The following is a 23363-nucleotide window of genomic DNA, read 5'->3' on the forward strand; positions in this document are numbered from 1 at the left end:
TTTCTAGACGGTGGTGCTCCCTATGCCCGCACCACGCCCAGTTCGCGGAACGGCTTGGGCTCCACCGGCGGCCGCGCCGGCTCGTTCAGTTCGCACTGCCAGATGCCGACATCGATCCACTGGCCATGCTTGTACCCGGCCTCGCGGAACACGCCGGTGCGGCGGAACCCCACCGCCTCGTGCAGCGCGATCGATCCGTCATTGGGCAGCGTGATCATTCCGAAGGCATGGACGAAGCCCTGCGCGCGCAGCGTGTCGATCAGCGCTTCATAGAGCAGCCGCCCTGCCCCGCGCCGCTGCACCGTATCGGCCATGTAGATCGAGCTTTCGACGACATAGCGATAGGCCGGGCGGTCGCGGAACCGGTTGGCATAGGCATAGCCGATCACCCCGCCATCCGCGCCGTCGCCATTGGTCGCGACCAGCCATGGATAGAGACCACCCGATGCCGCCATCCGGTCGCGCATTGCCGCCGCATCGGGCGGCTCGCTTTCGAACGATGCGGTACCGGTCAGCACATTGGGCGCGTAGATGGCGGCGATCGCCGCCGCGTCGTCGCGTGTCGCCGCACGGATGTCGATCACTTGGCGGCCCCCAGCGCGAACTGGAGAAGCGCCATGTCGCCCGGCTGGGCGCTCGGCACGCCCAGCGCCATGCATTCCAGGCAGCGCGCCTGCACCGATCCGCTCTGCGCCAGCCGCTTGGCATCGCCCAGCGCCTGGGCGATCAGCGCACGCCGCTCGCCGGCGATGCGGGCATAGGCATCGCCGCCCGCCGGTGCATCGGCCCAGTCGCCATCGTCGTCATCGCCATCGTCGAACGACCCCATTGCCGCTGCGATCGCTGCTTGCAGGGCATTGGGCTTCTTGGCGAGATAGACCGGCCGCACCTTGGCGGGGTCAAGCCCGGCGCGCTTCGCCGCTTCGGCAATCGCGTCGTTGAGGCCGCCGAACCGGTCGACAAGCCCGATCTGGCGGGCGATGCCGCCGATCCACACCCGGCCCTGGCCGATTTCATCGACACGCTGCGGCGTCAGCTTGCGCGACTGCGCCACCAGCCCGATGAAGCGGCCATAGCCCGCCTCGATGCTCGATTGCAGGATCGCATCGACCGTTGCGTTCGTGCCGCCCACGACGCTGGGCTGGCCGCTGAGCGGCGTGGTCTGCACGCCATCGCTGGTCACGCCGATCTTGGCGAGCGTGTTCTCGAAAGTGGGGATGATGCCGAAAATGCCGATCGACCCGGTAATCGTGTTCGGTTCGGCAAAGATCATGTCGCCCGCCGTCGATACCCAGTAGCCGCCGCTGGCTGCCAGCCCGCCCATCGAGACGATGACCGGCAGCTTCTGCGCCTTGGCCTGCAGGATCGCCTGGCGCATCTGTTCGGACGCAAGCGCCGAACCACCCGGCGAATCGACCCGGACCACCAGCGCCTTGAGCTTGCCGTCCTTCAGCCCGTCGAGCACCAGCTTGCTGACCGCGTCGCCGCCGGCAGTGCCGGCGCTACCCTTGCCGTCAACAATTTCGCCCGCGATGGTGATCACGCCGATCGCGTCGCCGCTGGTCGGCAGCGGATGCGCCTGCAGCCAGTCGGCCAGCTTGATCCGGTTGAAATTGCCGGCCCGCGCACCCGCAGGCGCCCCCACCAACTCGGCGACATGACGGCCAAAGGCGATGCGGTCGCCCAGTTGGTCGACCAGGCCATAGGCGCGGTTGGCAGCGGCCATGTCGCCGTGCGCGGCGGCGATTGCTGCGTCCGGATGGGCGATAAACTCGGCGACCCGCGCCTTGGGCCGCGCCTTCTGGATACCGTCGCGCCACTGATCGAGCAGGCCGCTGTAGAGCGCCGTGCTCGCCTCGCGTGCCTCGGGCGACATGTCGGCGCGGATATAGGGTTCGACCGCCGACTTGTACTTGCCGACCTTATAGACATGGACGTTGATGCCCAGCTTCTCGGTCAGCCCCTTGTAGTAAAGCTGGCGCCCGCCGGGGCCCATGAAGATCGACCCGCCCATCGGGTGGACCCAGATCTCGCTGGCATTGGCGGCGATGCGGTAGCCGCTATCGGTATAGGCCGTGGCATAGGCAAGCACCGGTTTGCCCGCAGCGCGCACCCGGCCGACCGCGTCGGCGACTTCGCTCACGGTGGCGGGATAGCCGCCCATGAAGCTGTCGAGATCGAGCACCACTGCCTTCACGCGCGAATCGCCGCGAGCGGCGTCGAGTGCGCGGATCACGTCGCGCGCGCCGATCTGGCCGGCACGGCGGCTGCCGCTGACGCCGGCAAAGGGATCAGCATCGCTCGGCTGCTCCACCAGCGCCCCGTCGAACGAGACGACCAGCGCGCCGTCGCGAATCGTCGCCGGCGTGGGCCGGTGCGACAGCGCCGCGAACAGCACCGAGAAGAACAGGAGCAACAGGACCAGGACCAGCAGATCCTTGATTCCGACAAGAATTTTCCAGGCAGTACGGACCAGCTTCACCGGCGGCTCCTCAACAGGTCTGAGCATCTGTGCTACCGGATGCTGGAGGGCGAGTAAACGACCCGTATTATCGCGCCAATACGGTTGAAAAATTTGCGTGCCCGACCCGTTGACGAAGCCGCGCCGGCTTCACATATGACCGCCTGTTAGCACTCCGGGGGACCGAGTGCTAAACACCGAAATCCACCTGAAAGAGGATCAGGCAATGAACTTCCGTCCGTTGCACGACCGCGTGCTCGTTCGCCGCGTCGAAGCCGAGGAAAAGACCGCCGGCGGCATCATTATCCCCGACACCGCCAAGGAAAAGCCCCAGGAGGGCGAGGTCGTGGCCGTCGGCACCGGTGCCAAGTCCGAAGACGGCGCCGTGACGCCGCTCGACGTCAAGGCTGGCGATCGCATCCTGTTCGGCAAGTGGTCCGGCACCGAAGTGAAGGTGAACGGCGAAGACCTGCTGATCATGAAGGAAAGCGACATCCTCGGCATCGTCGGCTGAGCACGTCGTTTACCCTAAACTTCCTAAACTTCCGCAGATTGAAAGGGCAGTCCCATGGCAGCCAAGGACGTAAAGTTTTCGCGCGACGCTCGTGAGCGCATCCTGCGCGGCGTCGACATTCTCGCCGACGCAGTGAAGGTCACGCTGGGGCCGAAGGGCCGCAACGTCGTGATCGAGAAGAGCTTCGGCGCGCCCCGCATCACCAAGGACGGTGTGTCGGTCGCGAAGGAAATCGAGCTCAAGGACAAGTTCGAGAACATGGGCGCACAGATGGTGCGCGAAGTGGCCTCGAAGACCAACGACGCCGCCGGTGACGGCACCACCACCGCAACCGTGCTCGCCCAGGCGATTGTCCGCGAGGGCATGAAGTCGGTGGCCGCCGGCATGAACCCGATGGACCTGAAGCGTGGTATCGATCTCGCCGTCGCCAAGGTGGTCGAGGACGTGAAGGCCCGCTCGAAGCCGGTCTCGGGTTCGCAGGAAGTCGCCCAGGTCGGCATCATCTCGGCCAATGGCGACAAGGAAGTCGGCGAGAAGATCGCCGAGGCGATGGAAAAGGTCGGCAAGGAAGGCGTGATCACCGTCGAAGAGGCGAAGGGTCTCGAATTCGAGCTCGACGTCGTCGAAGGCATGCAGTTCGACCGCGGCTATCTGTCGCCCTACTTCATCACCAACCCGGAGAAGATGGCGGTCGAGCTCGCTGACCCGTACATCCTGATCCACGAGAAGAAGCTGTCGAACCTGCAGTCGATGCTGCCGATCCTCGAGGCGGTCGTGCAGTCGGGTCGCCCGCTGCTAATCATCGCCGAGGACATCGAAGGCGAAGCGCTGGCGACGCTGGTCGTCAACAAGCTGCGCGGCGGCCTGAAGGTTGCTGCGGTCAAGGCACCGGGCTTCGGCGATCGTCGCAAGGCGATGCTGGAAGACATCGCCGTCCTCACCAAGGGCGAAGTCGTCAGCGAAGACCTGGGCATCAAGCTCGAGAACGTGACGCTGAGCATGCTCGGCACCGCCAAGCGCGTCACCATCGACAAGGACAACACCACCATCGTCGATGGCGCCGGCAATGCCGAATCGATCAAGGCTCGCACCGAGCAGATCCGCCAGCAGATCGAAATCACCACCAGCGACTATGATCGTGAGAAGCTCCAGGAGCGTCTCGCCAAGCTCGCCGGCGGCGTGGCCGTGATCAAGGTTGGCGGCGCGACCGAAGTCGAGGTGAAGGAGCGCAAGGACCGCGTTGACGACGCGCTGCACGCGACCCGCGCTGCCGTCGAAGAAGGCATCGTTCCGGGCGGCGGCACTGCGCTGCTCTATGCCACCAAGGCCCTCGAAGGCCTGACCGGCGCGAATGAAGACCAGACCCGCGGCATCGACATCGTCCGCAAGTCGCTGACCGCGCTGGTTCGCCAGATCGCCAGCAACGCGGGCCAGGACGGCGCGGTCGTCTCGGGCAAGCTGCTCGACCAGACCGACACCTCGTTCGGCTTCAACGCCGCGACCGACACCTACGAGAACCTCGTGGCTGCCGGCGTGATCGACCCGACCAAGGTGGTGCGCACCGCACTGCAGAACGCGGCCTCGGTCGCCGGCCTGCTGATCACCACCGAAGCCACCATTGCCGAGCTGCCGGAAGACAAGCCCGCTGCTCCGGCAATGCCGGGCGGCATGGGCGGCATGGACTTCTAAGTCCACGCTCGACGCAAAAAGAGGGGCCGGCGGAGCGATCCGCCGGCCCTTTTTGCGCTTGTCGTCAGGCGACCGCCAACCGCCCCTTCGCCCCCTCCTGCAAGCGGGAGAGGAACAAGAATAACCGGAGGGTGCACTACCGCCCCGTCACCCCCACCATCCAGCCGCGCACCGTATCCGCCGCTTCGCTCACCCACTGGCTCCCGCGCTCGAACAACCCTGTCAGTTCCTCCTCCACCCGGTGCAGTGTGTCGCCGTCCTTCTCCGGCAGCGGCGGCAGGATATGCGCGAAATAGCTCTTGCCGAGCAGCCGGTGGAGCAGCCGCTCGCCCGGAAACGGTTCGCCATTGTTGAGCGCCCGCGCACCGCGCAGCAGGTTGCGGATGTCGTACTGGGTCGGGCTGATGTCGGGCACCTGCTTCAGCACGTTCAGCAGCCGGTACACCCCTTCCCGCGCGGTGCGGATCGAGCTTTCCATGGTGAAGACGATGTCGTTGTTGGTCTCAACGAACTGGCCGACCAGCGCGAGGTTGGTGCAGCCCGCCGGCACCACGCGCGGCCGGTCGCCCGCCGCGCGGGGCATGAACTCGGCGGTGATGTACGGCATCAGCGCCAGCCGCACCTTGGTCGCCTCGGCTACCGCCGCGACCTGATCCGCAGCGATGCCGAGATGGAAGCATAGCTCCTCCAGCACCTCGCGGCCGGTGCACGCCGGCATCGGCTTGGCCACCTTGTCGCCGGCCACGTCCATCTTGAGCGCATAGACCCACAGCACCAGCACATCCTCGGGCTGGTCGGGGAAATGCGGCTGGCGGTTGCAGGTAACGCTGAGCAGCCAGGCTGAATCGGTGAAGGTGATGATACCACCGGTAACGGTGCGGCCCGAATAGGGATCGTTGACCGACAGCTGCTTCAGCCGATCGACCAGCGGCGAAGGCCGGCAGGTGAGCGTCGCCGATTCCCACATCGAGCGGGCGACATCGCCACAGAATCTGTCGGGCTTGCCGAACAGTGGCGACTGGCGGGCAAGGTTGCGCCACAAGGTCCAGTCGCTGTCGGCGCCCGGATCATGGGCGCCACGTTCGAGCACCGGCGCCCGGTCCATGTCGCCATAGGCGGTCCCCTCCGTCATCGAGCCCGGCAGCACGAAGACGAGGTCGCGCGCCGCGACCGGCAGCACCGTCGCCGCACCGCCGACCATCGCACGGATGCCGGTGACGGTGCGATCCTCGCCGTCGCTCACGAAGTCGAGATCATAGGCACGGGTGTCGAACTGGAAGCGCACGCCCTGTTCGCGCAGCATCTTCGTCAGCGGGCGGACGAAGGTGTCGAACTGGTCGTATTTCGGGAAGACCACCACCGACATGTCGGCAAAGCCGTCGACCGAATCGAGGAAACGGTGGAGGTACAGTTTCATTTCCAGCAGGCTGTGCCAGGGCTGGAAGGCGAACATGGTGCGGAACAGCGCCCAGAAGTTCGTCTCGAAAAAGCCGGGGTTGAAATAGCGCTCGATGGTGCGGTCGCCCACCTCTTCCTTGCGCTGGAGCAGCAGGCGAACGATTTCCCACTGGTCCTTGCGCGAAAGGCCGAAAGTGCGGAAATCCTTCACTTCGCCTTGGCGGTGCATCAGCCGCGCCTTGGAATAATTGGGGTCGCGGTCGTTCACCCAGCGATATTCGTCGAGCACGCTATAGCCGGCGGGCAGCTCCAGCGCGGGCACGTCCTGGAACAGATCCCAGAGGTTGTCATAGTTCCAGTTCATCTCGCGCCCGCCGCGGATCAGATAGCCCTGTTCCGCATCCCCCGCGCCGTCGAGCGAGCCGCCTTCGACTGCGCCTGCATCGAGGATCGTGATGTTCGCCGCCGGCATATGCCCGTCGCGGATCAGGTAGAAGGCGGCGGCCAGCCCGGCGATGCCGCTGCCGACGATCCATGCCTTGCGCGCCGCGATCCCCTCGGTCGGCAGCGGGCGGTTGCGGGCATAGGGGCTCCAGAAATCGGGTGGCGGCAGGGTGTTTTCCGGGCGCTGGGACCAATAGCCCGCCGTGGTGTCGGGGGCATGGACGAAGTTGCCGGGCGCGGCATTGGCGGGTTCGGCGAGCCATTCCGGAACGGGGCGAGCCATGATCGCTACTCCTGTGCTGCATCTGTATTGCCGGCTGGATGCCGCCACGCCGGTACCGCGCGATATTCGTAAAGTGCGCAGGCAAACGGCCTGCCAGCCCTTTGCTTTTCGCGTGCCGGGGCTATCACTCGGCCATGGCATCCGACATGACCTATGGGCGCTATCTCGCCCTCGACGACCTGCTCGCCGCGCAGCATCCGCTGTCGGACCGGCACGACGAGCTGCTGTTCATCATCATCCACCAGACCAAGGAGCTGTGGCTGAAGCAGATGATCGCCGAACTCACACTGGCCAAAGGGCTGGTGCGGAGCGGGCGACTGATCGAGGCCTATAAGGGGCTGGCGCGGGTCAGCCGCATCCAGGCGGTGATGACGCTGAGCTGGGACGTGCTCGCGACCATGACGCCCTCCGACTATACCCGCTTCCGCGACGTGCTCGGCAGCAGTTCAGGTTTCCAGTCGGACCAGTTCCGCGCGGTGGAGACGATGCTCGGCCTGCGCGGCGGCGGCGTGCCCGGGCCGTTGACCAATGCGGCGGCGACGGAGCCGAGCCTGTGGGACGACGCCAATGCGGCGCTTGCGGCGGCGGGATTCGCGCTTCCCCCCGAAATACTCGCCCGCGAATGGACACAACCCTATACGCCACATGACGCGGTGCGCGCCGCCTGGGCGGAGGTCTATCGCGACACCAGCCGCTACTGGGACCTGTATCAGCTCGCGGAAAAGCTGGTCGATATCGACGATGCGCTCGCCACCTGGCGGCACAAGCACGTCCTCACCGTAAGTCGGGTGATCGGCGGCAAGCCGGGCACCGGCGGCACGGCGGGCGTGTCCTATCTCGAATCGACGCTGGTGAAGCGCGCCTTTCCCGAACTATGGAGCCTGAGGACCGAGCTGTGAGCTACAAGCACCTGTTCCAGCGCGCGCTGGCGGCGGCGCCCGACCGGCTCCACTTCGCCGCGCACAGCCACCATCTCTGGCCAGATGCCTCGTGGCTGGGACAGCAGGCAGCGTGGGAAGACGGGGTGCGGCTCGCCGACCGTAAATGGGATCGGGTGATGGGTGAGATCTGGCCGGCGGCTCAGGCGCAGGTGGCGGCGGAACTCGGCCTGCCCGACCCGGCGACGATCGTGTTCGCGTCGAACACGCATGACCTGATCGTCCGACTGGTCTCCGCACTGCCGGTCGGCGGGCGGCCAGTCCGCATCCTGGCGAGCGACGGCGAGTTCCACAGCTTCCGCCGCCAGTCGCAGCGCTGGGAGGAAGCCGGCACGGCCGTCGTGACGCGGGTGCCGATGGCGGCGCTGGTCGAAGCTGCGCAGGCGGGTGGGCACGACCTGATCGTCGCGAGCCATGTCCAGTTCGGCACCGGCCATATCTTCGATGGGGTCGAGGCACTGGCGGCGCTGGCGCGGCCGGAAGGGCCATGGGTGCTGATCGACGGCTATCACGGCTTCATGGCGGTCGAGACCGATCTGTCGGGCGTCGCGGACCGCATATTCTACACCGCCGGCGGCTATAAATATGCGATGGCGGGTGAGGGCTGTGCGTTCCTGCACGCGCCGCCGGGCTATGGGCCGCGCCCGGCGATCACCGGCTGGTACGCCGAATTCGACGACCTTTCGCTGCCGCCCGGCAGCATCGGCTATGCCCCCGATGCGCGGCGCTTCCTGGGTGCGACCTTCGATCCCTCCGGGCTCTACCGCTTCGTCGCCGTGCGCGACATGTTGGCGCGCGAGGGGCTGAGCACCGCCGCGATCAGCGCGCATGTCGCGCCGCTCAAGGCCGAGGCGCTGGCGGCGCTGCCGGCCGGGTCCGAGCTGCTCAACCCCGCTTGGGAAGACGGCCGGCAGGCGCGCTTCCTGGCGCTGCGCACACCGCATGCGGCAGCCTGGCAGGCGAAGTTGCTGGAGGACGATATCGTCACTGACGTGCGTGGCGCCGTGCTGCGGATCGGGTTCGGATTGTATCATGACACGCGCGATACGGCGCGACTGATTGCGGCGTTGCGGGAGCTCGAGACGGCATAATCTTCACCCTCACCCTTCCGCCGCTTCGCGGCTCCCTCCCTCTCCCAAAGGGAGAGGGAATTGACACCTCTCCCTTTGGGAGAGGGAGGGGCCCGCCGCCGCAGGCGGTGGGAGGGTGAGGGTGACCGAAACCCGCACTCACCCTACCGGTACCACGCCCAGCCGGGGAATTTCGATCGCCGGGCAACGGTCCATCACCACTTTAAGCCCAGCCGCCTCCGCCCGTGCCGCGGCCTCCTCGTTGACTACGCCGAGCTGCATCCAGACCGCCTTAGCCTCGACCGCAATAGCTTCGTCGACGGCCGCCCCGGCCGCCTGGGGACGGCGGAAGATGTCGACCAGATCGATCGGCTCGCCGATCTGGGCGAGCTCGCGGAAGACGAATTCGCCGTGAATATGCTCGCCGGTGATCTGCGGGTTGATCGGGATGACGCGGTAGCCCTGGCGCTGCAGGAACGCCATCACGCCATAGCTGGGCCGGTCCGGCCGGTCGGAGGCGCCGATCATCGCGATAGTGCGGGCCTGTTCGAGCAATGCCCGGATGTCCTCGTCGCGCGTCAGCGGCATGACCTTATTCCTTTCGATCGAGCCACGCATCCACCTGCGCGGCCAGTTCGGCAAACACCTGCGCCTCCGGCCCGTTCCCGGCAGCCGGCGGATTGCCCGCGTCCGATGCGGTGCGGATCGCGATGTCGAGTGGCACGCGGCCGAGGAACGGCAGGCCCAGTCGCCCGGCGGCTGCCTCTGCCCCGCCGCTGCCGAAGGGATCGGAAATGCCGCCGCAATGCGGGCAGCAATAACCGGCCATGTTCTCGACCAGGCCGATCACCGGCACGCCTGCCTTGGCGAACAGGTCGATTGCGCGAGTGGCATCGATCAGCGCCAGATCCTGCGGCGTCGAGACGATCACCGCGCCAGCGGGCTTGTGCTTCTGGATCATCGTCAGCTGCACGTCGCCGGTACCGGGCGGCAGGTCGAGCAGCAGCAGCTCGGCATCGCCCCAGTCGGCATCGACCAGCTGCCCCAACGCCCCGCCCGCCATCGGCCCGCGCCAGGCGATGGCCTGCCCCTCGGCAACCAGCCCGCCCATCGACAGCATGCGCACGCCGAACGCCGTCTCGACCGGCAGCAGCGTCTTGTCGCGTGCCTTGGGCTTCACCCCCTCGAGACCCAGCAACTTCGGCTGCGACGGTCCATAGATGTCGGCATCGACCAGCCCCACCTTGCGGCCCCGACGCGCCAGCGCAATGGCCAGGTTGGCGGCGACGGTGGACTTGCCCACCCCGCCCTTGCCGCTCGCCACCGCCAGGATGCGCCGGGTCCGGCGCTCGCTGGTGAGGAGGACCCGTACCTCCGCCACCCCGGGCAGCGCAGCAGCGGCGGCGCGGACATCGGCCTCCAGCGCTTCGCGCGCCTCGGGCGAAAGGTCCGTCACGTCGAGCACGATGCTCGCCCGGCCCGCGTCGAGACGCACGGTGGCGCGCCCCGCAGAAACCGGGGCGAGCGCGGCGGTAAGGTCTTCGGATGTCGTCATGCCCGCCCACATAAGGCGACATTGTGTTGCTGCCACTGTAAATCCGCAGATCGAACCCTATAAAGGCCTGCATGGCGATACTAACCGGCGGTGACGGCGCATCCGACACCTTCCACAATGAGCCCCCGAAGAGCCCCTGGGGCGGCAATGGCGGCGGATCGGACAATGGCTCCGGCAAGGGCAGCGGACCGCGCAACCCCTGGTCGGTCCCGCCCGAGGGGCGGCGTCCACGCACGGGCGGCCCCAGCGCGCTGGACGAACTGTTCCGTCGCGTGGGTGGCGGCGGGGGCGGATCGGGCCTGCCCGGCATTCCCACCGGTACCCGGCTATGGCTGCTTATCCTGGGCGCGCTCATCGCGCTGTGGGTAATGTTTACATCGATACATGTGATCGAACCCCGCGAAAAAGGCGTGGTCACCTTTCTCGGCCGATATTCGGGAACGCTCGATACCGGCGTGCAATTCACGCTGCCGGCTCCGCTGCAACTGGTCGACGTGGTCGATGTCGCCGCTGTCCGCGAGCAGAAATTCCCGCAGAGCGGCGAGAACCTGATGCTGACCGGTGACCAGAACATCGTCGATCTCGCCTATTCGGTCCGCTGGGACATTCGCAGCGCGCCCGACTATGTCTTCCAGATCAAGGATCCGGAAGAAACGGTGAAAGCGACTGCCGAAAGCGCAATGCGCGCGATCATCGCCAACACGACGCTGTCCCGGGCGATCGGCAATGGCCAGTCAGAAATCCAGGCCGAAGCGCAGGTGCTGATGCAGCGCATCCTTGACGAATATAATTCAGGCATCCGCATCCAGAGCGTGGCGATTCAAAATGCGCAGGCTCCGCAACAGGTAAGCGAAGACTTCAAGGCCGTCACCGCCGCGCAGCAGGAAGCCCAATCGAACAAGAACAACGCCAACGCCTATGCCCAGCAGGTGATCGCTGCCGCCCAGGGTGAAGCGGCCGAGTTCGACAAGATCTATGAGCAATACAAAGTCGCGCCCGAAGTGACCAAGCGCCGGCTCTATTACGAAACGATGGAACAGGTGCTGTCGCGCACCAACAAGACCATTGTCGAGGCGCCGGGCGTAACACCCTATCTGCCGCTACCTGCACTTCGCGGGAACAGCCAGACGCAGGGCGATGCCGCAGCCAAGGGAGGCAATCAGTGAACGGCGCCTGGTATCGTAACCCGATCACGCTGCTCGTCGCCGTCATCGTCGTGCTGGTGGTGCTGATGGGCGCCGTCGCAATCGTGCCGGAAACCAAGCAGGCGGTGGTGCTGCGGCTGGAAAAGCCGCTCCGCACGGTCAACGCCTATCAACCGGGCGAAGATTTCGGCCGTACCCAGGCCGGGCCGATGTTCCGCATTCCCTTCGTCGACCGGATCGTCTGGGTCGACAAGCGTGTGCTGAGCGTCGATCTGCCGAACGAGCCGGTGCTGTCGACCGATCAGCTCCGGCTCCAGATCGATGCCTATGCCCGCTACCGCATTACCGATCCGCTGCGCATGGTGATGACCGTGGGCGGCGAAGAAAGGCTGCGCGACCAGTTGCAGCCACTGCTACGCTCCTCGCTCCGCAACGAGCTCGGCAAGCGCCCGTCGCAGACCCTGCTCAGTCCCGAACGCGGGAACGTAATGGAGAGTATCCAGAAGTCGCTGCAGCGGCTCGCCAGCCAATATGGCGTCGAAGTCGTCGACGTGCGGATCAAGCAAACCGAATTACCCTCGGGCTCACCGCTCAACAGCGCGCTCGAGCGCATGGCCACGGCCCGTCGTCAGGAAGCCGCGACGATCAAGGCACAGGGCCTGAAGGACGCGCAGATCATCCGCGCCAATGCCCAGGCCCAGGCGGCGCAGATCTATGCCCAGGCATTCAACAAGGATCCTGCCTTTTACGATTTCTATCGTGCGATGCAGTCGTACCGGGTGACCTTCATGGACCCGAATGCCAAGGGCGACACGCAAATCATCCTGTCGCCGCAGAATAGTTACTTGCGCGAATTCACGGGGCAACGATGATGCTGTCCACCCGTTCATATTCAATGCCTGTTCAGCAACTGGTCGCGAGAATCCGCGCCTGAAGAGACCCCGTTCCTTCGAGAGGAAATACCGCAGTGCGTTACGCCTACGCTCTTACTACCGCGATCCTGCTCGGCGGCGCTGCCGCCACCCTGACGCTCAACCAGCCCGCCGGCGCGCAGACCGCGCAGAACGAGCCGGGCGCAATCCAGGCCGCCGCCCCCAAGGCCGGCGCGCCGATGAGCTTTGCCGACATGGTGGCCAAGCTGCAGCCGGCGGTGGTCAATATCTCCACCACCCAGCGCGTGCAGGTGCCGGTGAACAACAACCCGTTCGCCGGCACGCCGTTCGAGATGTTCGGCTTCGGCGGCCAGGGCGGCGGTGGCACCCGCACCCAGAAGGCCGAGTCGCTGGGCTCCGGCTTCATCATTTCGCCGGACGGCTATATCGTCACCAACAACCATGTGATCTCCGCCGATCAGCGCGGGGCCGTGGTCGAATCGATCACCGTGACGCTGACCGACGGCCGCGAATTCAAGGCGCGGCTGGTCGGCAACGACGCGGCTTCCGACCTGGCGGTGCTGAAGATCGAGGGCACCAACCTGCCCTTCGTCCGCTTCGGTGATTCGAGCCGCGCGCGGGTGGGTGACTGGATCGTCGCGATCGGCAACCCCTTCGGGCTGAGCGGCACGGTTACCGCTGGCATCATCTCAGCCGTCCACCGCGTTACCGGCAGCGGCGCCTATGACCGCTTCATCCAGACCGATGCCTCGATCAATCGCGGCAATTCGGGCGGCCCGATGTTCGACCTGCAGGGCAACGTGATCGGCATCAACTCGCAGATCCTGTCGCCGACCGGCGCGAATGTCGGCATCGGCTTCGCGATTCCGGCCGAACAGGCAAAGCCGGTCATCGACCAGCTAATGAAGGGCCAGAAGGTCAAGCGCGGCTATCTGGGCGTAGGCATGCAGGATCTGACCAAGGACCTGGCCGATGGCCTGGGCCTGCCGTCTGATCGCGGCACGCTGGTTTCGCGCGTCGAGCCGGGCCAGCCCGCTGAAAAGGCCGGGATCAAGGCCGGCGACGTTATCGTGCGCGTCGGCGGCAAGGACGTGACGCCGCAGCAGACCCTGTCCTACCTCGTCGCCAATGTTCCGCCGGGCAGCACCGTGCCGGTGGAAGTGATCCGCGACGGCAAGCGGCAGACGCTGAACGTCACCGTCGGCACCCGCCCGCCCGAAGAGCAGCTGGCGCAGTTCGATCCCAATGACGACAATGGCGCCGGTGGTGACGACGGCAATGGCGGCGGCAGCACCAGCAGCACTGCCTCGCTGGGGCTCGCCGTACAGCCGCTCAACGCGCAGATTGCCGGCAGCATCGGCGTGCCTGCGGGCACCCGCGGCCTGGTGATCCTGGGGGTCGACCAGAATAGCGACGCAGCCGCCAAGGGCCTGCGCCGCGGCGACGTGATCGTCTCGGTCAACCGCGTGCCGGTCGCGACTGCGGCGGAGGTCAACAAGGCCGTCGCAGCCGCCAAGGCCGAGGGCCGCAAGACGGTCGTGCTGTTCGTCCAGCGCGGACCGAATGGCGGCTTTGTCGCGCTGTCGCTCGGCAACTGATCCTTCCCAATTTGTCCGCCGGCGGGACATGCCGGCGGATCGAAATGCCCGTTTCCTTTCCCTCCCCACCGCGCCAGTGCGGAGGAGGGCATGGAAGCGGGCATTTTCGTGCGCCACGCTGCGCAACAGCACCAAGGATGATCTCAACATGAAGCGCGCGCGTCCGAATGACACCGCGATTGACAGCGCCGCCGGGATCGCGCACCGGCGCCCGTGTCGCGACTCGTCTTCGCGACAGCAGCAAAAGGTTTTCAACGCAATGCCCAGCGACGGCAGTCGAAGTTTGGCGCCGCTGCGCGTGCGCGACCAGGGCTGATTCACCGCCCTCGTCCGCCCCGCGCACGGCGCCCGGCTCGAGACGAGGTAGTAGATGTCCAAGATCCGATTGCATGCGCGCGTGCTCCGCGCGTCCCCCCGAATCTGGCTAGGTCTGGCACCCAACCGCGCCGACCTGATCGCGTTCGTGCTGCTCGGCGCGGGCGCCGTGCTGGCGCTACGCGGCATTCGCGGCACGATCGAACCGATCGACGCGCTGATCCGCCATCCCGTAACGCTCGATCCCGCCAATCTGCCCTGGTATGCGCTGCGCACCACGCTGCGCATGTTCGCAGCGCTGTTCGCTTCGCTCATCTTCACCTTCGTCTTCGCGACGCTGGCCGCGCGTAGCAAGCGTGCGGCGCAGATCATCGTGCCGGCACTCGACATCCTGCAGTCGGTACCGATCCTCGGCTTCCTGACCTTTACTGTTACGTTCTTCATGGGGCTGTTTCCGGGCGACGTGCTCGGCGCCGAACTCGCCTCGATCTTCGTCATCTTCACCAGCCAGGCCTGGAACATGGCGTTCAGCTTCTACCAGTCGCTGCGCACGCTGCCGGCGGATCTGGAGGAAGTCTCCCAAGGATTCGGCCTGTCGCCGGTCCGGCGTTTCCTGCGGCTGGAGCTGCCCTTCGCGACCCCGGCTTTGGTGTGGAACGCGATGATGTCGATGTCGGGCGGCTGGTTCTTCGTCGTCGCGTCCGAAGCGATCACCGTGGGCCACACCAGCATCGCACTCCCCGGCCTCGGCTCGTGGCTGGCGCTGGCAATCGAGCGGCAGGATTTCCGCGCGATCTGGGAAGCGGTGGCGATGATGGCAGCGGTGATCCTCGCCTATGACCAGCTCGTTTTCCGCCCGGTCGTCGCCTGGGCCGATCGCTTCCGCTTCGAGCAGACCGCAAGCGGCGAGCGCCCGCAGAGCTGGGCTTATGACCTGTTTCGTTCGACCCGGATGCTACCGGTGCTGTTCGCCCCCTTCCGTGCGCTCGGCCAGCTGCTGCTGACGCTCGACCGCGGCGCGCGGCGCGCTCGCCCGGTGCGACGCGAGACCAGCGCAGCCGGCGAATGGCTTTGGCGCGGGCTGGTGCTCGTCACACTGGCGGCCGGCGGCTGGACACTGGTGGAATATGTTGCCCACACGCTGCGCTGGACGGATGCCGTCACCGCGTTCGGGCTTGCGCTGCTGACGCTGCTGCGCGTCGTCCTATTGATCGCACTCGCCAGCCTGATCTGGGTGCCGATCGGCGTGTGGATCGGCCTTCGCCCGGCCTGGGCGGAACGGCTCCAGCCAGTCGCGCAGTTTCTCTCCGCTTTTCCGGCGAACATCCTGTTCCCCTTTGCGGTGATGGGTATCGTCGCGTGGAAGCTGAACCCGGCCATCTGGCTGTCGCCACTGATGATCCTGGGCACCCAATGGTACATTCTGTTCAACGTGATCGCCGGCGCCAGCGCAATTCCCAACGACCTGCGCGAGGCCGCCGGCATGTTCGGCGTGAAGGGCTGGCAATGGTGGCGGCAGGTAGCGTTGCCGGGCATCTTCCCCTTCTACGTCACCGGCGCGCTGACCGCATCCGGCGGTTCGTGGAACGCCAGCATCGTCGCCGAAGTGGTGGTGTGGGGCCGCGAACGGCTCGAGGCGCCGGGGCTCGGCGCATTCATCGCCAAGGCCACCGCGATCGGCGACTATCCGCGCGTGGCGCTGGGGGTGGCGACGATGTCCGCCTTCGTCCTCGCCTTCAACCATCTTGTCTGGCGTCCGATGTATCGCTTTGCCGAACGCCGCCTGCGTCTTGCCTGAGGAGCCTCGTTCCATGGCCACCCAGAATATCCGCCGTCCGCTCGTTTCGGTCGAGCAGCTCACCCATCATTATGGCGCCCGCCGCTCCAAGCCGGTGATCGACAATGTATCGCTGACGCTGCACGAAGGCGAGATCGTCGGCCTGCTCGGCCGTTCGGGATCGGGCAAGTCGACGCTGCTGCGCTCGATCGCCGGCCTTATCCAGCCCGACCAGGGCGAGGTGCACTTCACCCCGCGCGAGGACGACAGCCCCGATGTCGCGATGGTGTTCCAGACCTTCGCGCTGTTCCCCTGGCTGACGGTGCAACAGAATGTCGAACTCGGCCTCGAGGCCCGAAAGGTGCCCGCCGCCGAGCGCCGCGCCCGCGCGCTAGCCGCGATCGACCTGATCGGCCTCGACGGGTTCGAGAACGCCTATCCCAAGGAGATGTCCGGCGGCATGCGCCAGCGCGTCGGCCTGGCCCGGGCAATCGTCGTCGATCCGGCGCTGCTGCTGCTCGACGAGCCCTTCTCCGCGCTCGACGTGCTCACCGCCGAGACGCTGCGTACCGATCTGCTCGATCTCTGGTCCGAAGGGCGGATGCCGATCAAGTCGATGCTGCTCGTCACGCACAATATCGAAGAAGCGGTGCTGATGTGCGACCGCATCTTGGTCTTCTCGTCGAACCCAGGTCGCGTCGCCGCCGAGATCGAGGTGAAGCTGCCCCAGCCGCGCGACCGGCTTGACCCCGAGTTCCGCGCGATGGTCGATGCCATCTACGCCCGGATGACGGAGCGCCCCGCCGGCCAGCCGCACAAGGACGGGCTGTTCCCCGGCACCGGCATCGGCATGGTGCTGCCGCAGGTCTCCACCAACAGCCTGTCGGGCCTGATCGAAGAGGTGGACGCCAGCCCGTTCGACGGCCGCGCCGCGATGGCTGAGCTGGCCGACAGCCTGGGGCTGGAGATCGACCAGCTCTTCCCAATGGCCGAGACGCTGCAATTGCTGCGCTTCGCCGATCTGCGCGGCGCCGATCTGGTGCTGACGGCGGAGGCGCGGCGCTATGCCCAGGCCGATGTCGACCAGCGCAAGACGATGTTCGGCCAGGCGCTGCTGGCGCATGTGCCGCTTGCGCAGCATATCCGCCGCATCCTTGACGAGCGCAACTCGCACCGCGCCTCGGCCAGCCGCTTCCGCGACGAGCTGGAGGATCACATGTCCCCGGATTTCGCCGACGAGACGCTGAAGACGGTGACGCTCTGGGGCCGCTTCGGCGAGCTGTTCGCCTATGACGAGGACGCGGATGTGTTCAGCCTGGAGGACCCGGAATAGGAAGGTTCGCCCCCCGTTCTGTTTCTGCTCCCCTCCAGCTTGCGGGAGGGGAACGCAGACGCACGCTAAACCCTCTGTGCAAACCGGAACCGGGATGCCACCATGGCGCATCCTTTTGCCCGGCTCGTCCGGGACGATCATTCCGGAGTTCCGCCACCCATGGCCACTGCCCCCGTTCGTGCGCCGCTTGAACTCACGCTGCGAGGCGTGCTGCTCGGCGGTGCGATCACGCTGCTGTTCACCGCCGCCAACGTCTATCTGGGTCTGAAGATCGGCCTGACCTTTGCCACCTCGATCCCGGCCGCCGTCATTTCGATGGCGATCCTGCGCTTCCTGCCCAATTCCACCGTGCTCGAAAACAATATTGTCCAGACGGTGGCGAGTGCCGCCGGTACGCTGGCGGCAATCATCTTCGTGCTGCCGGGGCTGGTGATGATCGGCTGGTGGAACGGCTTCCCCTATCTGGAAACCGCCGCGATCACGATGTTCGGCGGCATCCTTGGCGTGATGTTCTCGGTGCCGCTGCGGCGGGCGCTGGTGGTGGACTCCCCCGACCTCCCCTATCCCGAAGGCCGCGCTGCCGCCGAAGTGCTGCAGGTCGGCGCCGGCAGCCGCGAAGACGCGGAGGAAAGCGCGCGCGGGCTGGCGGTGATCGTCGTCAATGCCCTCGCCTCGGCAGGCTTTGCGCTCATCACCCGGATGAAGCTGGCAGCCGAGGAGGGCGCGATGTTCTTCAAGGCCGGAGCCGGGTCGACGGGCGTGATCGGCGGGCTGCAATTTGCGCTGATCGGCGCGGGGCACCTGATCGGCCTGACCGTCGGCATCGCCATTCTGGTCGGCGTCGCGATAGGCTGGTGGATCGCCCTGCCGATCCTGAGCGCCGGCAGGCCGGGGACCGCCGAACATGTCGCCAATGCCGTGTTCCGCAGCGACGTGCGCTTTCTGGGCGCGGGCACAATCGGCATGGCGGCGATCTGGACGCTGCTCAAGATCATCGGTCCGGTATTGGGCGGCATCCGCTCGGCACTCGCTGCCTCGCGTGCGGCCCGCAGCGGCGCCGACGTCGCGCTGACCGAACGCGACCTGCCGATCGGCGTGGTCGGCATCGTCACACTCGCCATGTTGCTGCCGATCGGCTGGCTGCTGTGGAGCGTGCTGGCCGGCGGGCCACTTTCCGCCTCGGCCGGGCTGCTGGTCGCGGGTTCACTGGTGTTCGTGCTGGTCGTCGGCCTCGTCATCGCATCGGTGTGCGGCTATATGGCCGGGCTGATCGGCGCCTCGAACAGCCCGGTTTCGGGCATCGGCATTCTGTCGGTCGTCGCCGCGTCGCTGATGCTGGTCGGCCTGTTCGGCCGCAACCTCGCACCCGACACGACGCAGGCGCTGATCGCCTATGCGCTGATCGTCACCGGCATCGTATTCGGCGTGGCCACCATCTCGAACGACAATCTCCAGGATCTGAAAACCGGCCAGCTTGTCGGCGCCACGCCGTGGAAGCAGCAGGTGGCGCTGATCTTCGGCGTGATCTTCGGCAGCCTCGTCATCCCGCCGGTGCTGAGCGTGCTCAACGCCTCGTTCGGCTTTGCCGGGGTGGCCAGCGCGAGCGCCGATGCGCTACCCGCCCCGCAGGCGGCGCTGATTTCGTCGCTGGCCAAGGGCGTGCTGGGCGGCAACCTGCGCTGGGATCTGATCGGCATCGGCGCGGCGATCGGCGCGGGTGTGATCCTGATCGACGAAGTGCTGGCCCGCACCGGCAAGCTGCGCCTGCCGCCGCTGGCGGTGGGGCTGGGCATCTATCTGCCGATGGGCGTCACGCTGACGGTGGTCGTCGGCGCGGTGATCGGCTGGTTCTACGACCGGGCCGCCAAACGCGCCCGCGATCCCGAATTCGTCAAGCGTATGGGCGTGCTGATGGCGACCGGCATGATTGTCGGCGACAGCCTTTTCGGCGTGCTTTACGCCGGCATCGTCTATGAAACGGGCAAGGAATCGCCGCTCGCGATCCTCGGCGACGGCTTTGCGCCCTATGCGCTGGCAGGTGGCACCGCTGCATTCCTGGCGCTGACCACTCTGCTCTACGCCTATACCCGGCGGCAGGCGCGGTAGCGCCCGCCCGGCAGGTCAATGGCTGCGGCAAGACAGCGCGTCGAGAATGTCGTCGATGCGCGCCGGGTCGCCTGCGGCCACCACTTCGCCCTTGCTGCCGGCGTGGAGCGGGTCGCCCTGCCAGTCGCACATGCGGCCGCCGGCGCCTTCGATTACCGGCACCAGCGCGGCGAAATCGTGCAGTTTCAGCCCGGCCTCGACGACGATATCGAGCCAACCGCTGGCGACGCAGCCATAATTATAGCAGTCGCCGCCCAGCACCGTGCTCATCACCGCGGCATCAAGATGCTCGAAGGCATGGAGCTGGTCATCGTCGAACAGCGCCGGCGAGGTGGTACCGAGGATCGCGCCCTTCAGGTCGCGGCAGATGCGCGTCTGGGCGGGCTCGCCGTTGAACAACGTGCGGCGGCCGGTCACCCCCAGCCAGCGTTCGCCGATGATCGGCTGGTCGATGATGCCCAGCACCGGCCAACCATCCTCGATCAGCGCGATCAGCGTGCCGAACACCGGACGACCGGCAATGAAGGCGCGCGTGCCGTCGATCGGATCGAGCACCCATTGCCGGCCGCTCAATCCCTCGCGCACGCCGAATTCCTCACCGACGATACCATCCATCGGCCGTTCGGCGATCAGCAGCTTACGCATCGCTTCCTCGGCGGCGCGGTCGGCGAGCGTCACGGGCGACTGGTCGGCCTTGGCCTCCAGCCCGTGTTCGGTGCGGAAATAGGGGCGGATCGCAGCACCTGCGGCATCGGCAAGGCGGGCGGCAAGAGCGACATCGGTTTCGGAAACGGCCATGCCCCGCCCTACCCGGCCGGATTTGACTAGCCAAGGTCACAAACGCCTGCCACTTCCTCGGCCATGCGCGTAATCGCCGCCTTCTTCGCTTTCAGCCTGCTGTGTGCGGGCGCGCCTGCGCTGGCGCAGGTCCGCGCCGTGCCCGCCCAGACCGAATCCGAACAGGCGGCGCTGCGCGGCGTCGAGGTGTTCCTGGTCAACGAGGGCGATGCCCCCGTCGCCGATGCCGGCCCCCGCCAGATCGAGATCACGGCGGCGGACGGCACCCGGCTGATGCTGGAACGCACGCCGGGGCCGATCCGCACCATCGCGCCGGGAGCGTTCGTCAAGGCGCGCTATGTGCCGGTCGGCGTCGCTGGCACCGTGTTGCCGCCCGCCGAACAGCACCGCCCGGCCGTGGTGCCGCCGCAGGAAACGGTTGTTCAAAGCGCGACCGGCAGTTCCTCCGCGCTGCTCGCCCGGTTCGAGCCGCATGAGCCGATCTATGGCGCATTCGGGCTGAAGGATGCCGGTGCCAAGCTGCAGTTCAGCTTCGCCTTCCGCCCCTTTGCCGAAGATGCGCCGCTCAAGCTGGGCAATCTGCGCTTCGCCTATACCCAGACGATGTTCTGGGCACTGAACGAACCGTCCGGTCCGTTTCGCTCAACCAACTACAGTCCCGAACTCTACGCCGACATTCCCGTCGACGACACGACGCGGGTGGCGCTTGGTTGGCGGCACGATTCAAACGGACGAGGCGTGACCGACTCGGTCGATCTCAACCGCCTGTTCGTGCGCGGCGAGAAAAGGTTCGATCTGGGCCACGACTGGCAGCTCGATGTCGCGCCGCAGGCTTGGGTGTATGTCGGCAGCAGCGGCACCTTCCACGACATGAAGGACTATTTCGGCTATACCGGCCTTGCCGCCGCGCTCCAGCAGAAGGACGGGCTGAAGATCGCGCTGAGCGCTCGCGGCAATTTCCGGACCGAGCGCGGCGCAGGCGAGCTGTTCCTCTCCTACCCGCTCAGCCGCCTGGGCGGCCTCGGTATATTCCTGTTCGGACAGGCATTCACCGGCTATGGCGAGGCGCTAGACCGCTATTCGTCCCGCGACACCCATGCCCGGCTGGGCATTGCCTTCAGCCGCTAGCCTTGGCGTAGCAGCGGGCGTAGAGATCGTACCGTCAAAACCCCGGAGGATTGCCATGCGCCTGAAACTCGCCCTTGCCGCGATGATGCTGCCTTTCGCCATGCCCGCCGACGCTGAGCTGGCGCCAGGCGCCAAGGCACCCGATTTCACTGCGCTGGGCGCGATCGCCGGCCAGCCGGTAACGATCAACCTGAAGGCGGCACTGAAGAAGGGGCCGGTCGTGCTCTACTTTTTCCCGGCAGCGTTCACGCCCGGCTGCAACATTGAAGCCCGCGCCTTTGCCGAAGCCTTGCCCGAGTTCCAGAAGGCCGGTGCGACGGTGATTGGCATGACTGCCGGCAATGTCGACCAGTTGAAGAAGTTTTCCAGCGAACATTGCGCGGGCAAGTTCGCGGTGGCCGCCTCGACCGCTGCGATCAGCCAAGGCTATGATGTCGTCGGCCGCAATGCCGATGGCAGCGCGAAGACCATCACCAGCCGCACCAGCTATGTCATCGCCCCCGATGGCCGTATCCTGCTTGCGCACGACAATCCCAGCCCGGCCGATCATATCCGGCTGACGCTGGCGGCGGTGCAGGAATATCACCGCACCCATTCGCATTGATTGCGGTATTCCGCTACGGGCGCGACCCTGCTGACACAGGATCACGCACCGTAGCGGATGCATCTGAAAGCGGCGGCAATACTTTGTGTCTGCGCAATTTTTCGCTTTTTTCTTCACCGGTTAGCGCGGCGGAATCGGTGTGAACGCCGCGGAAACCAGTTTTTAGCATTTCGGCATTATCCCTTTGCGCCGAAGGATGCGGCATTGAGCCGTAATACCACAGGGGTTTAGGCGGATGCGCTTCGCGCGGGCCGTTCGAGCAGACGCTGGCGAGCAAGCCAGCCGGGCGTTGTACGAACGGATAGGAGAATTTCTGTTCGACCAGCGGCTCGCGCCCGATCCGGTCAACTATGCCTTTGCCCATCAGCTTCTTTCCGATCCTGACGGGCCGCTCGCCCGCGCCGTGCAGGTGCTGACGGAGGGCGGCGTGCGGCTGACCAAGCAGGACATCCTCACGCTCCATCGCAATGCGGAACCAGATCCGGCCGCCGCCGCCGAAGATTCCGGTGCGGCCAAACCGTGTACCGAAAGGCTGGTGGCGCACACCCAGATGCAGGTCGAGGGCTTTGCCGACATGGTGACGGCGATGCGCGCCGAAACCGCCGATTTCGGTCGCGACCTTGCCGCCAGCGCGCAGGCGATCTCCGACCGGGGGGACGGTAGTGAGGCGATCGACGAAGTCACCCGGCTGACAGCCGCGATGCTAACGCGGGTGCGCACCGCCGAGGAGAAGCTGGAACGCGCCACGCGGGAGGCAACCGAGCTGCGCGAGAAGCTGGAAGAAGCCCGCGAGAATGCGCGGCGCGACCCGCTGACCCAGTTGCCCAACCGCCGCGCCTTCGAGGAAGCCTATGTCGCTCAGGCCGATACCGGCGGCAAAATGTGCATGGCGGTCTGCGACGTCGACCATTTCAAGTCGGTCAACGACCGGTTCGGCCATGCCGTGGGCGACCGGGTGCTGAAGGCCATCGCCGAGGCACTGACCCAATGCTGTCGTGGGCATGTCGTTACGCGCTATGGCGGCGAGGAATTCGCCATTCTTTTCACCGGCGTGTCGCTGGAAAAGGCGCGCCAGACGCTCGACCATGCCCGCAACACCGTGCAGGCCAAGCGCTACAAGCTGCGCGACACCGATGCGCCGCTGGGGGAGATCACCTTCTCCGCCGGGCTGACGCCGGTTGTTCCGGGCGAGTTGCACCAGACCGCATTCCACCGTGCCGACCGGCTGCTCTATACTGCGAAGAACAGCGGGCGGAACTGCATCCAGGTGGGCGTCGCTCAGCCCAGCAAAAAGTACCGCTAATTGGCGCATTT

Annotated in this window: 20 protein-coding genes; 14 read left to right on the plus strand and 6 right to left on the minus strand. The window is 66.3% G+C overall.

Annotated elements, in window-relative coordinates; all coding sequences use genetic code 11:
* Positions 1-20: 20 nt before the first annotated feature.
* Together ACT53M_RS05930 and sppA are read right to left on the minus strand one after the other, a co-directional pair.
* Complete coding sequence (locus ACT53M_RS05930) at positions 21-584, minus strand: N-acetyltransferase family protein (RefSeq protein WP_476232119.1); 564 nt, start codon at positions 582-584, stop codon at positions 21-23.
* Positions 581-2482, minus strand: a complete 1902-nt coding sequence (gene sppA / locus ACT53M_RS05935) for a signal peptide peptidase SppA (RefSeq protein WP_476232403.1) — start codon at positions 2480-2482, stop codon at positions 581-583. The genes ACT53M_RS05930 and sppA overlap by 4 nt, the downstream gene beginning before the upstream one ends.
* A 205-nt stretch (positions 2483-2687) precedes the next feature.
* On the opposite strand from sppA, the gene groES reads away from it, so the two are divergent.
* Positions 2688-2975 (plus strand): co-chaperone GroES, encoded by a 288-nt coding sequence (gene groES / locus ACT53M_RS05940; protein ID WP_476232120.1) that lies wholly within the window; start codon positions 2688-2690, stop codon positions 2973-2975.
* A gap of 54 nt (positions 2976-3029) precedes the next feature.
* Complete coding sequence (groL, locus tag ACT53M_RS05945; RefSeq protein ID WP_476232122.1) at positions 3030-4664, plus strand: chaperonin GroEL; 1635 nt, start codon at positions 3030-3032, stop codon at positions 4662-4664.
* A 136-nt stretch (positions 4665-4800) separates the two neighbouring features.
* Here groL and ACT53M_RS05950 read toward each other — a convergent pair whose 3' ends face one another.
* The gene (locus tag ACT53M_RS05950) at positions 4801-6789 is read right to left on the minus strand and encodes an oleate hydratase (protein ID WP_476232123.1); all 1989 of its coding nucleotides are present in this window, start codon (positions 6787-6789) and stop codon (positions 4801-4803) included.
* 101 nt (positions 6790-6890) lie between these two features.
* On the opposite strand from ACT53M_RS05950, the gene ACT53M_RS05955 reads away from it, so the two are divergent.
* Both ACT53M_RS05955 and ACT53M_RS05960 read left to right on the plus strand, forming a co-directional pair.
* The gene (locus tag ACT53M_RS05955; RefSeq protein ID WP_476232124.1) at positions 6891-7688 is read left to right on the plus strand and encodes a tryptophan 2,3-dioxygenase; all 798 of its coding nucleotides are present in this window, start codon (positions 6891-6893) and stop codon (positions 7686-7688) included.
* Complete coding sequence (locus ACT53M_RS05960; protein ID WP_476232126.1) at positions 7685-8818, plus strand: aminotransferase class V-fold PLP-dependent enzyme; 1134 nt, start codon at positions 7685-7687, stop codon at positions 8816-8818. The genes ACT53M_RS05955 and ACT53M_RS05960 overlap by 4 nt, the downstream gene beginning before the upstream one ends.
* 138 nt (positions 8819-8956) lie before the next feature.
* Here the strand turns inward: ACT53M_RS05960 and ACT53M_RS05965 are convergent, their stop codons facing one another.
* Positions 8957-9385 (minus strand): CoA-binding protein, encoded by a 429-nt coding sequence (locus ACT53M_RS05965; RefSeq protein ID WP_476232127.1) that lies wholly within the window; start codon positions 9383-9385, stop codon positions 8957-8959.
* Positions 9386-9389: 4 nt separating this feature from the next.
* Complete coding sequence (locus tag ACT53M_RS05970) at positions 9390-10352, minus strand: Mrp/NBP35 family ATP-binding protein (RefSeq protein ID WP_476232128.1); 963 nt, start codon at positions 10350-10352, stop codon at positions 9390-9392.
* A gap of 71 nt (positions 10353-10423) precedes the next feature.
* Here ACT53M_RS05970 and hflK point away from each other — a divergent pair, with 71 nt between their 5' ends.
* From hflK to ACT53M_RS06005, 7 genes are all read left to right on the plus strand, one after another.
* Positions 10424-11518: a protease modulator HflK gene (gene hflK / locus ACT53M_RS05975; protein WP_476232130.1), complete on the plus strand. Its 1095-nt coding sequence runs from the start codon at positions 10424-10426 to the stop codon at positions 11516-11518.
* Positions 11515-12369: a protease modulator HflC gene (gene hflC / locus ACT53M_RS05980; protein ID WP_476232131.1), complete on the plus strand. Its 855-nt coding sequence runs from the start codon at positions 11515-11517 to the stop codon at positions 12367-12369. The genes hflK and hflC overlap by 4 nt, the downstream gene beginning before the upstream one ends.
* 95 nt (positions 12370-12464) lie before the next feature.
* Positions 12465-13988, plus strand: coding sequence for a Do family serine endopeptidase (locus ACT53M_RS05985; protein ID WP_476232132.1), 1524 nt, complete (start codon positions 12465-12467; stop codon positions 13986-13988).
* Between the two features lie 148 nt (positions 13989-14136).
* Positions 14137-14304 (plus strand): hypothetical protein, encoded by a 168-nt coding sequence (locus tag ACT53M_RS05990; protein ID WP_476232134.1) that lies wholly within the window; start codon positions 14137-14139, stop codon positions 14302-14304.
* Positions 14305-14358: 54 nt separating this feature from the next.
* Positions 14359-16101: an ABC transporter permease gene (locus tag ACT53M_RS05995; protein ID WP_476232135.1), complete on the plus strand. Its 1743-nt coding sequence runs from the start codon at positions 14359-14361 to the stop codon at positions 16099-16101.
* A gap of 13 nt (positions 16102-16114) precedes the next feature.
* On the plus strand, positions 16115-17413 hold the full coding sequence (locus tag ACT53M_RS06000; protein ID WP_476232137.1) for an ABC transporter ATP-binding protein: 1299 nt from the start codon (positions 16115-16117) through the stop codon (positions 17411-17413).
* Between the two features lie 159 nt (positions 17414-17572).
* Positions 17573-19519, plus strand: coding sequence for an OPT family oligopeptide transporter (locus ACT53M_RS06005; RefSeq protein ID WP_476232139.1), 1947 nt, complete (start codon positions 17573-17575; stop codon positions 19517-19519).
* 15 nt (positions 19520-19534) lie between these two features.
* On the opposite strand, the gene hisN is transcribed toward ACT53M_RS06005, so the two are convergent.
* Positions 19535-20317, minus strand: coding sequence for a histidinol-phosphatase (gene hisN / locus ACT53M_RS06010; protein WP_476232141.1), 783 nt, complete (start codon positions 20315-20317; stop codon positions 19535-19537).
* A gap of 63 nt (positions 20318-20380) precedes the next feature.
* Here hisN and ACT53M_RS06015 point away from each other — a divergent pair, with 63 nt between their 5' ends.
* The 3 genes from ACT53M_RS06015 to ACT53M_RS06025 all read left to right on the plus strand — a co-directional run bounded on the left by ACT53M_RS06015 (position 20381) and on the right by ACT53M_RS06025 (position 23352).
* Positions 20381-21445: a phospholipase A gene (locus tag ACT53M_RS06015; protein WP_476232142.1), complete on the plus strand. Its 1065-nt coding sequence runs from the start codon at positions 20381-20383 to the stop codon at positions 21443-21445.
* Positions 21446-21500: 55 nt separating this feature from the next.
* Positions 21501-22049, plus strand: coding sequence for a peroxiredoxin (locus ACT53M_RS06020; RefSeq protein ID WP_476232144.1), 549 nt, complete (start codon positions 21501-21503; stop codon positions 22047-22049).
* A 289-nt stretch (positions 22050-22338) separates the two neighbouring features.
* The gene (locus ACT53M_RS06025; RefSeq protein ID WP_476232147.1) at positions 22339-23352 is read left to right on the plus strand and encodes a GGDEF domain-containing protein; all 1014 of its coding nucleotides are present in this window, start codon (positions 22339-22341) and stop codon (positions 23350-23352) included.
* The last annotated feature ends 11 nt before the right edge of the window (positions 23353-23363 follow it).

It is taken from the genome of Sphingomonas sp. DMC6 (assembly GCF_056314225.1).

Bases quoted from the DNA above. Each gene is read 5' to 3' on its own strand.
- ACT53M_RS06000 (WP_476232137.1), top strand. From the start codon at position 16,115: ATGGCCACCCAGAATATCCGCCGTCCGCTCGTTTCGGTCGAGCAGCTC.
- hisN (WP_476232141.1), bottom strand. From the start codon at position 20,317: ATGGCCGTTTCCGAAACCGATGTCGCTCTTGCCGCCCGCCTTGCCGAT.
- ACT53M_RS05950 (WP_476232123.1), bottom strand. From the start codon at position 6,789: ATGGCTCGCCCCGTTCCGGAATGGCTCGCCGAACCCGCCAATGCCGCG.
- groL (WP_476232122.1), top strand. From the start codon at position 3,030: ATGGCAGCCAAGGACGTAAAGTTTTCGCGCGACGCTCGTGAGCGCATC.
- ACT53M_RS05965 (WP_476232127.1), bottom strand. From the start codon at position 9,385: ATGCCGCTGACGCGCGACGAGGACATCCGGGCATTGCTCGAACAGGCC.
- ACT53M_RS06015 (WP_476232142.1), top strand. From the start codon at position 20,381: ATGCGCGTAATCGCCGCCTTCTTCGCTTTCAGCCTGCTGTGTGCGGGC.
- ACT53M_RS05990 (WP_476232134.1), top strand. From the start codon at position 14,137: ATGAAGCGCGCGCGTCCGAATGACACCGCGATTGACAGCGCCGCCGGG.
- ACT53M_RS05970 (WP_476232128.1), bottom strand. From the start codon at position 10,352: ATGACGACATCCGAAGACCTTACCGCCGCGCTCGCCCCGGTTTCTGCG.
- groES (WP_476232120.1), top strand. From the start codon at position 2,688: ATGAACTTCCGTCCGTTGCACGACCGCGTGCTCGTTCGCCGCGTCGAA.
- ACT53M_RS06005 (WP_476232139.1), top strand. From the start codon at position 17,573: ATGGCCACTGCCCCCGTTCGTGCGCCGCTTGAACTCACGCTGCGAGGC.
- ACT53M_RS06020 (WP_476232144.1), top strand. From the start codon at position 21,501: ATGCGCCTGAAACTCGCCCTTGCCGCGATGATGCTGCCTTTCGCCATG.
- hflK (WP_476232130.1), top strand. From the start codon at position 10,424: ATGGCGATACTAACCGGCGGTGACGGCGCATCCGACACCTTCCACAAT.
- ACT53M_RS05995 (WP_476232135.1), top strand. From the start codon at position 14,359: ATGTCCAAGATCCGATTGCATGCGCGCGTGCTCCGCGCGTCCCCCCGA.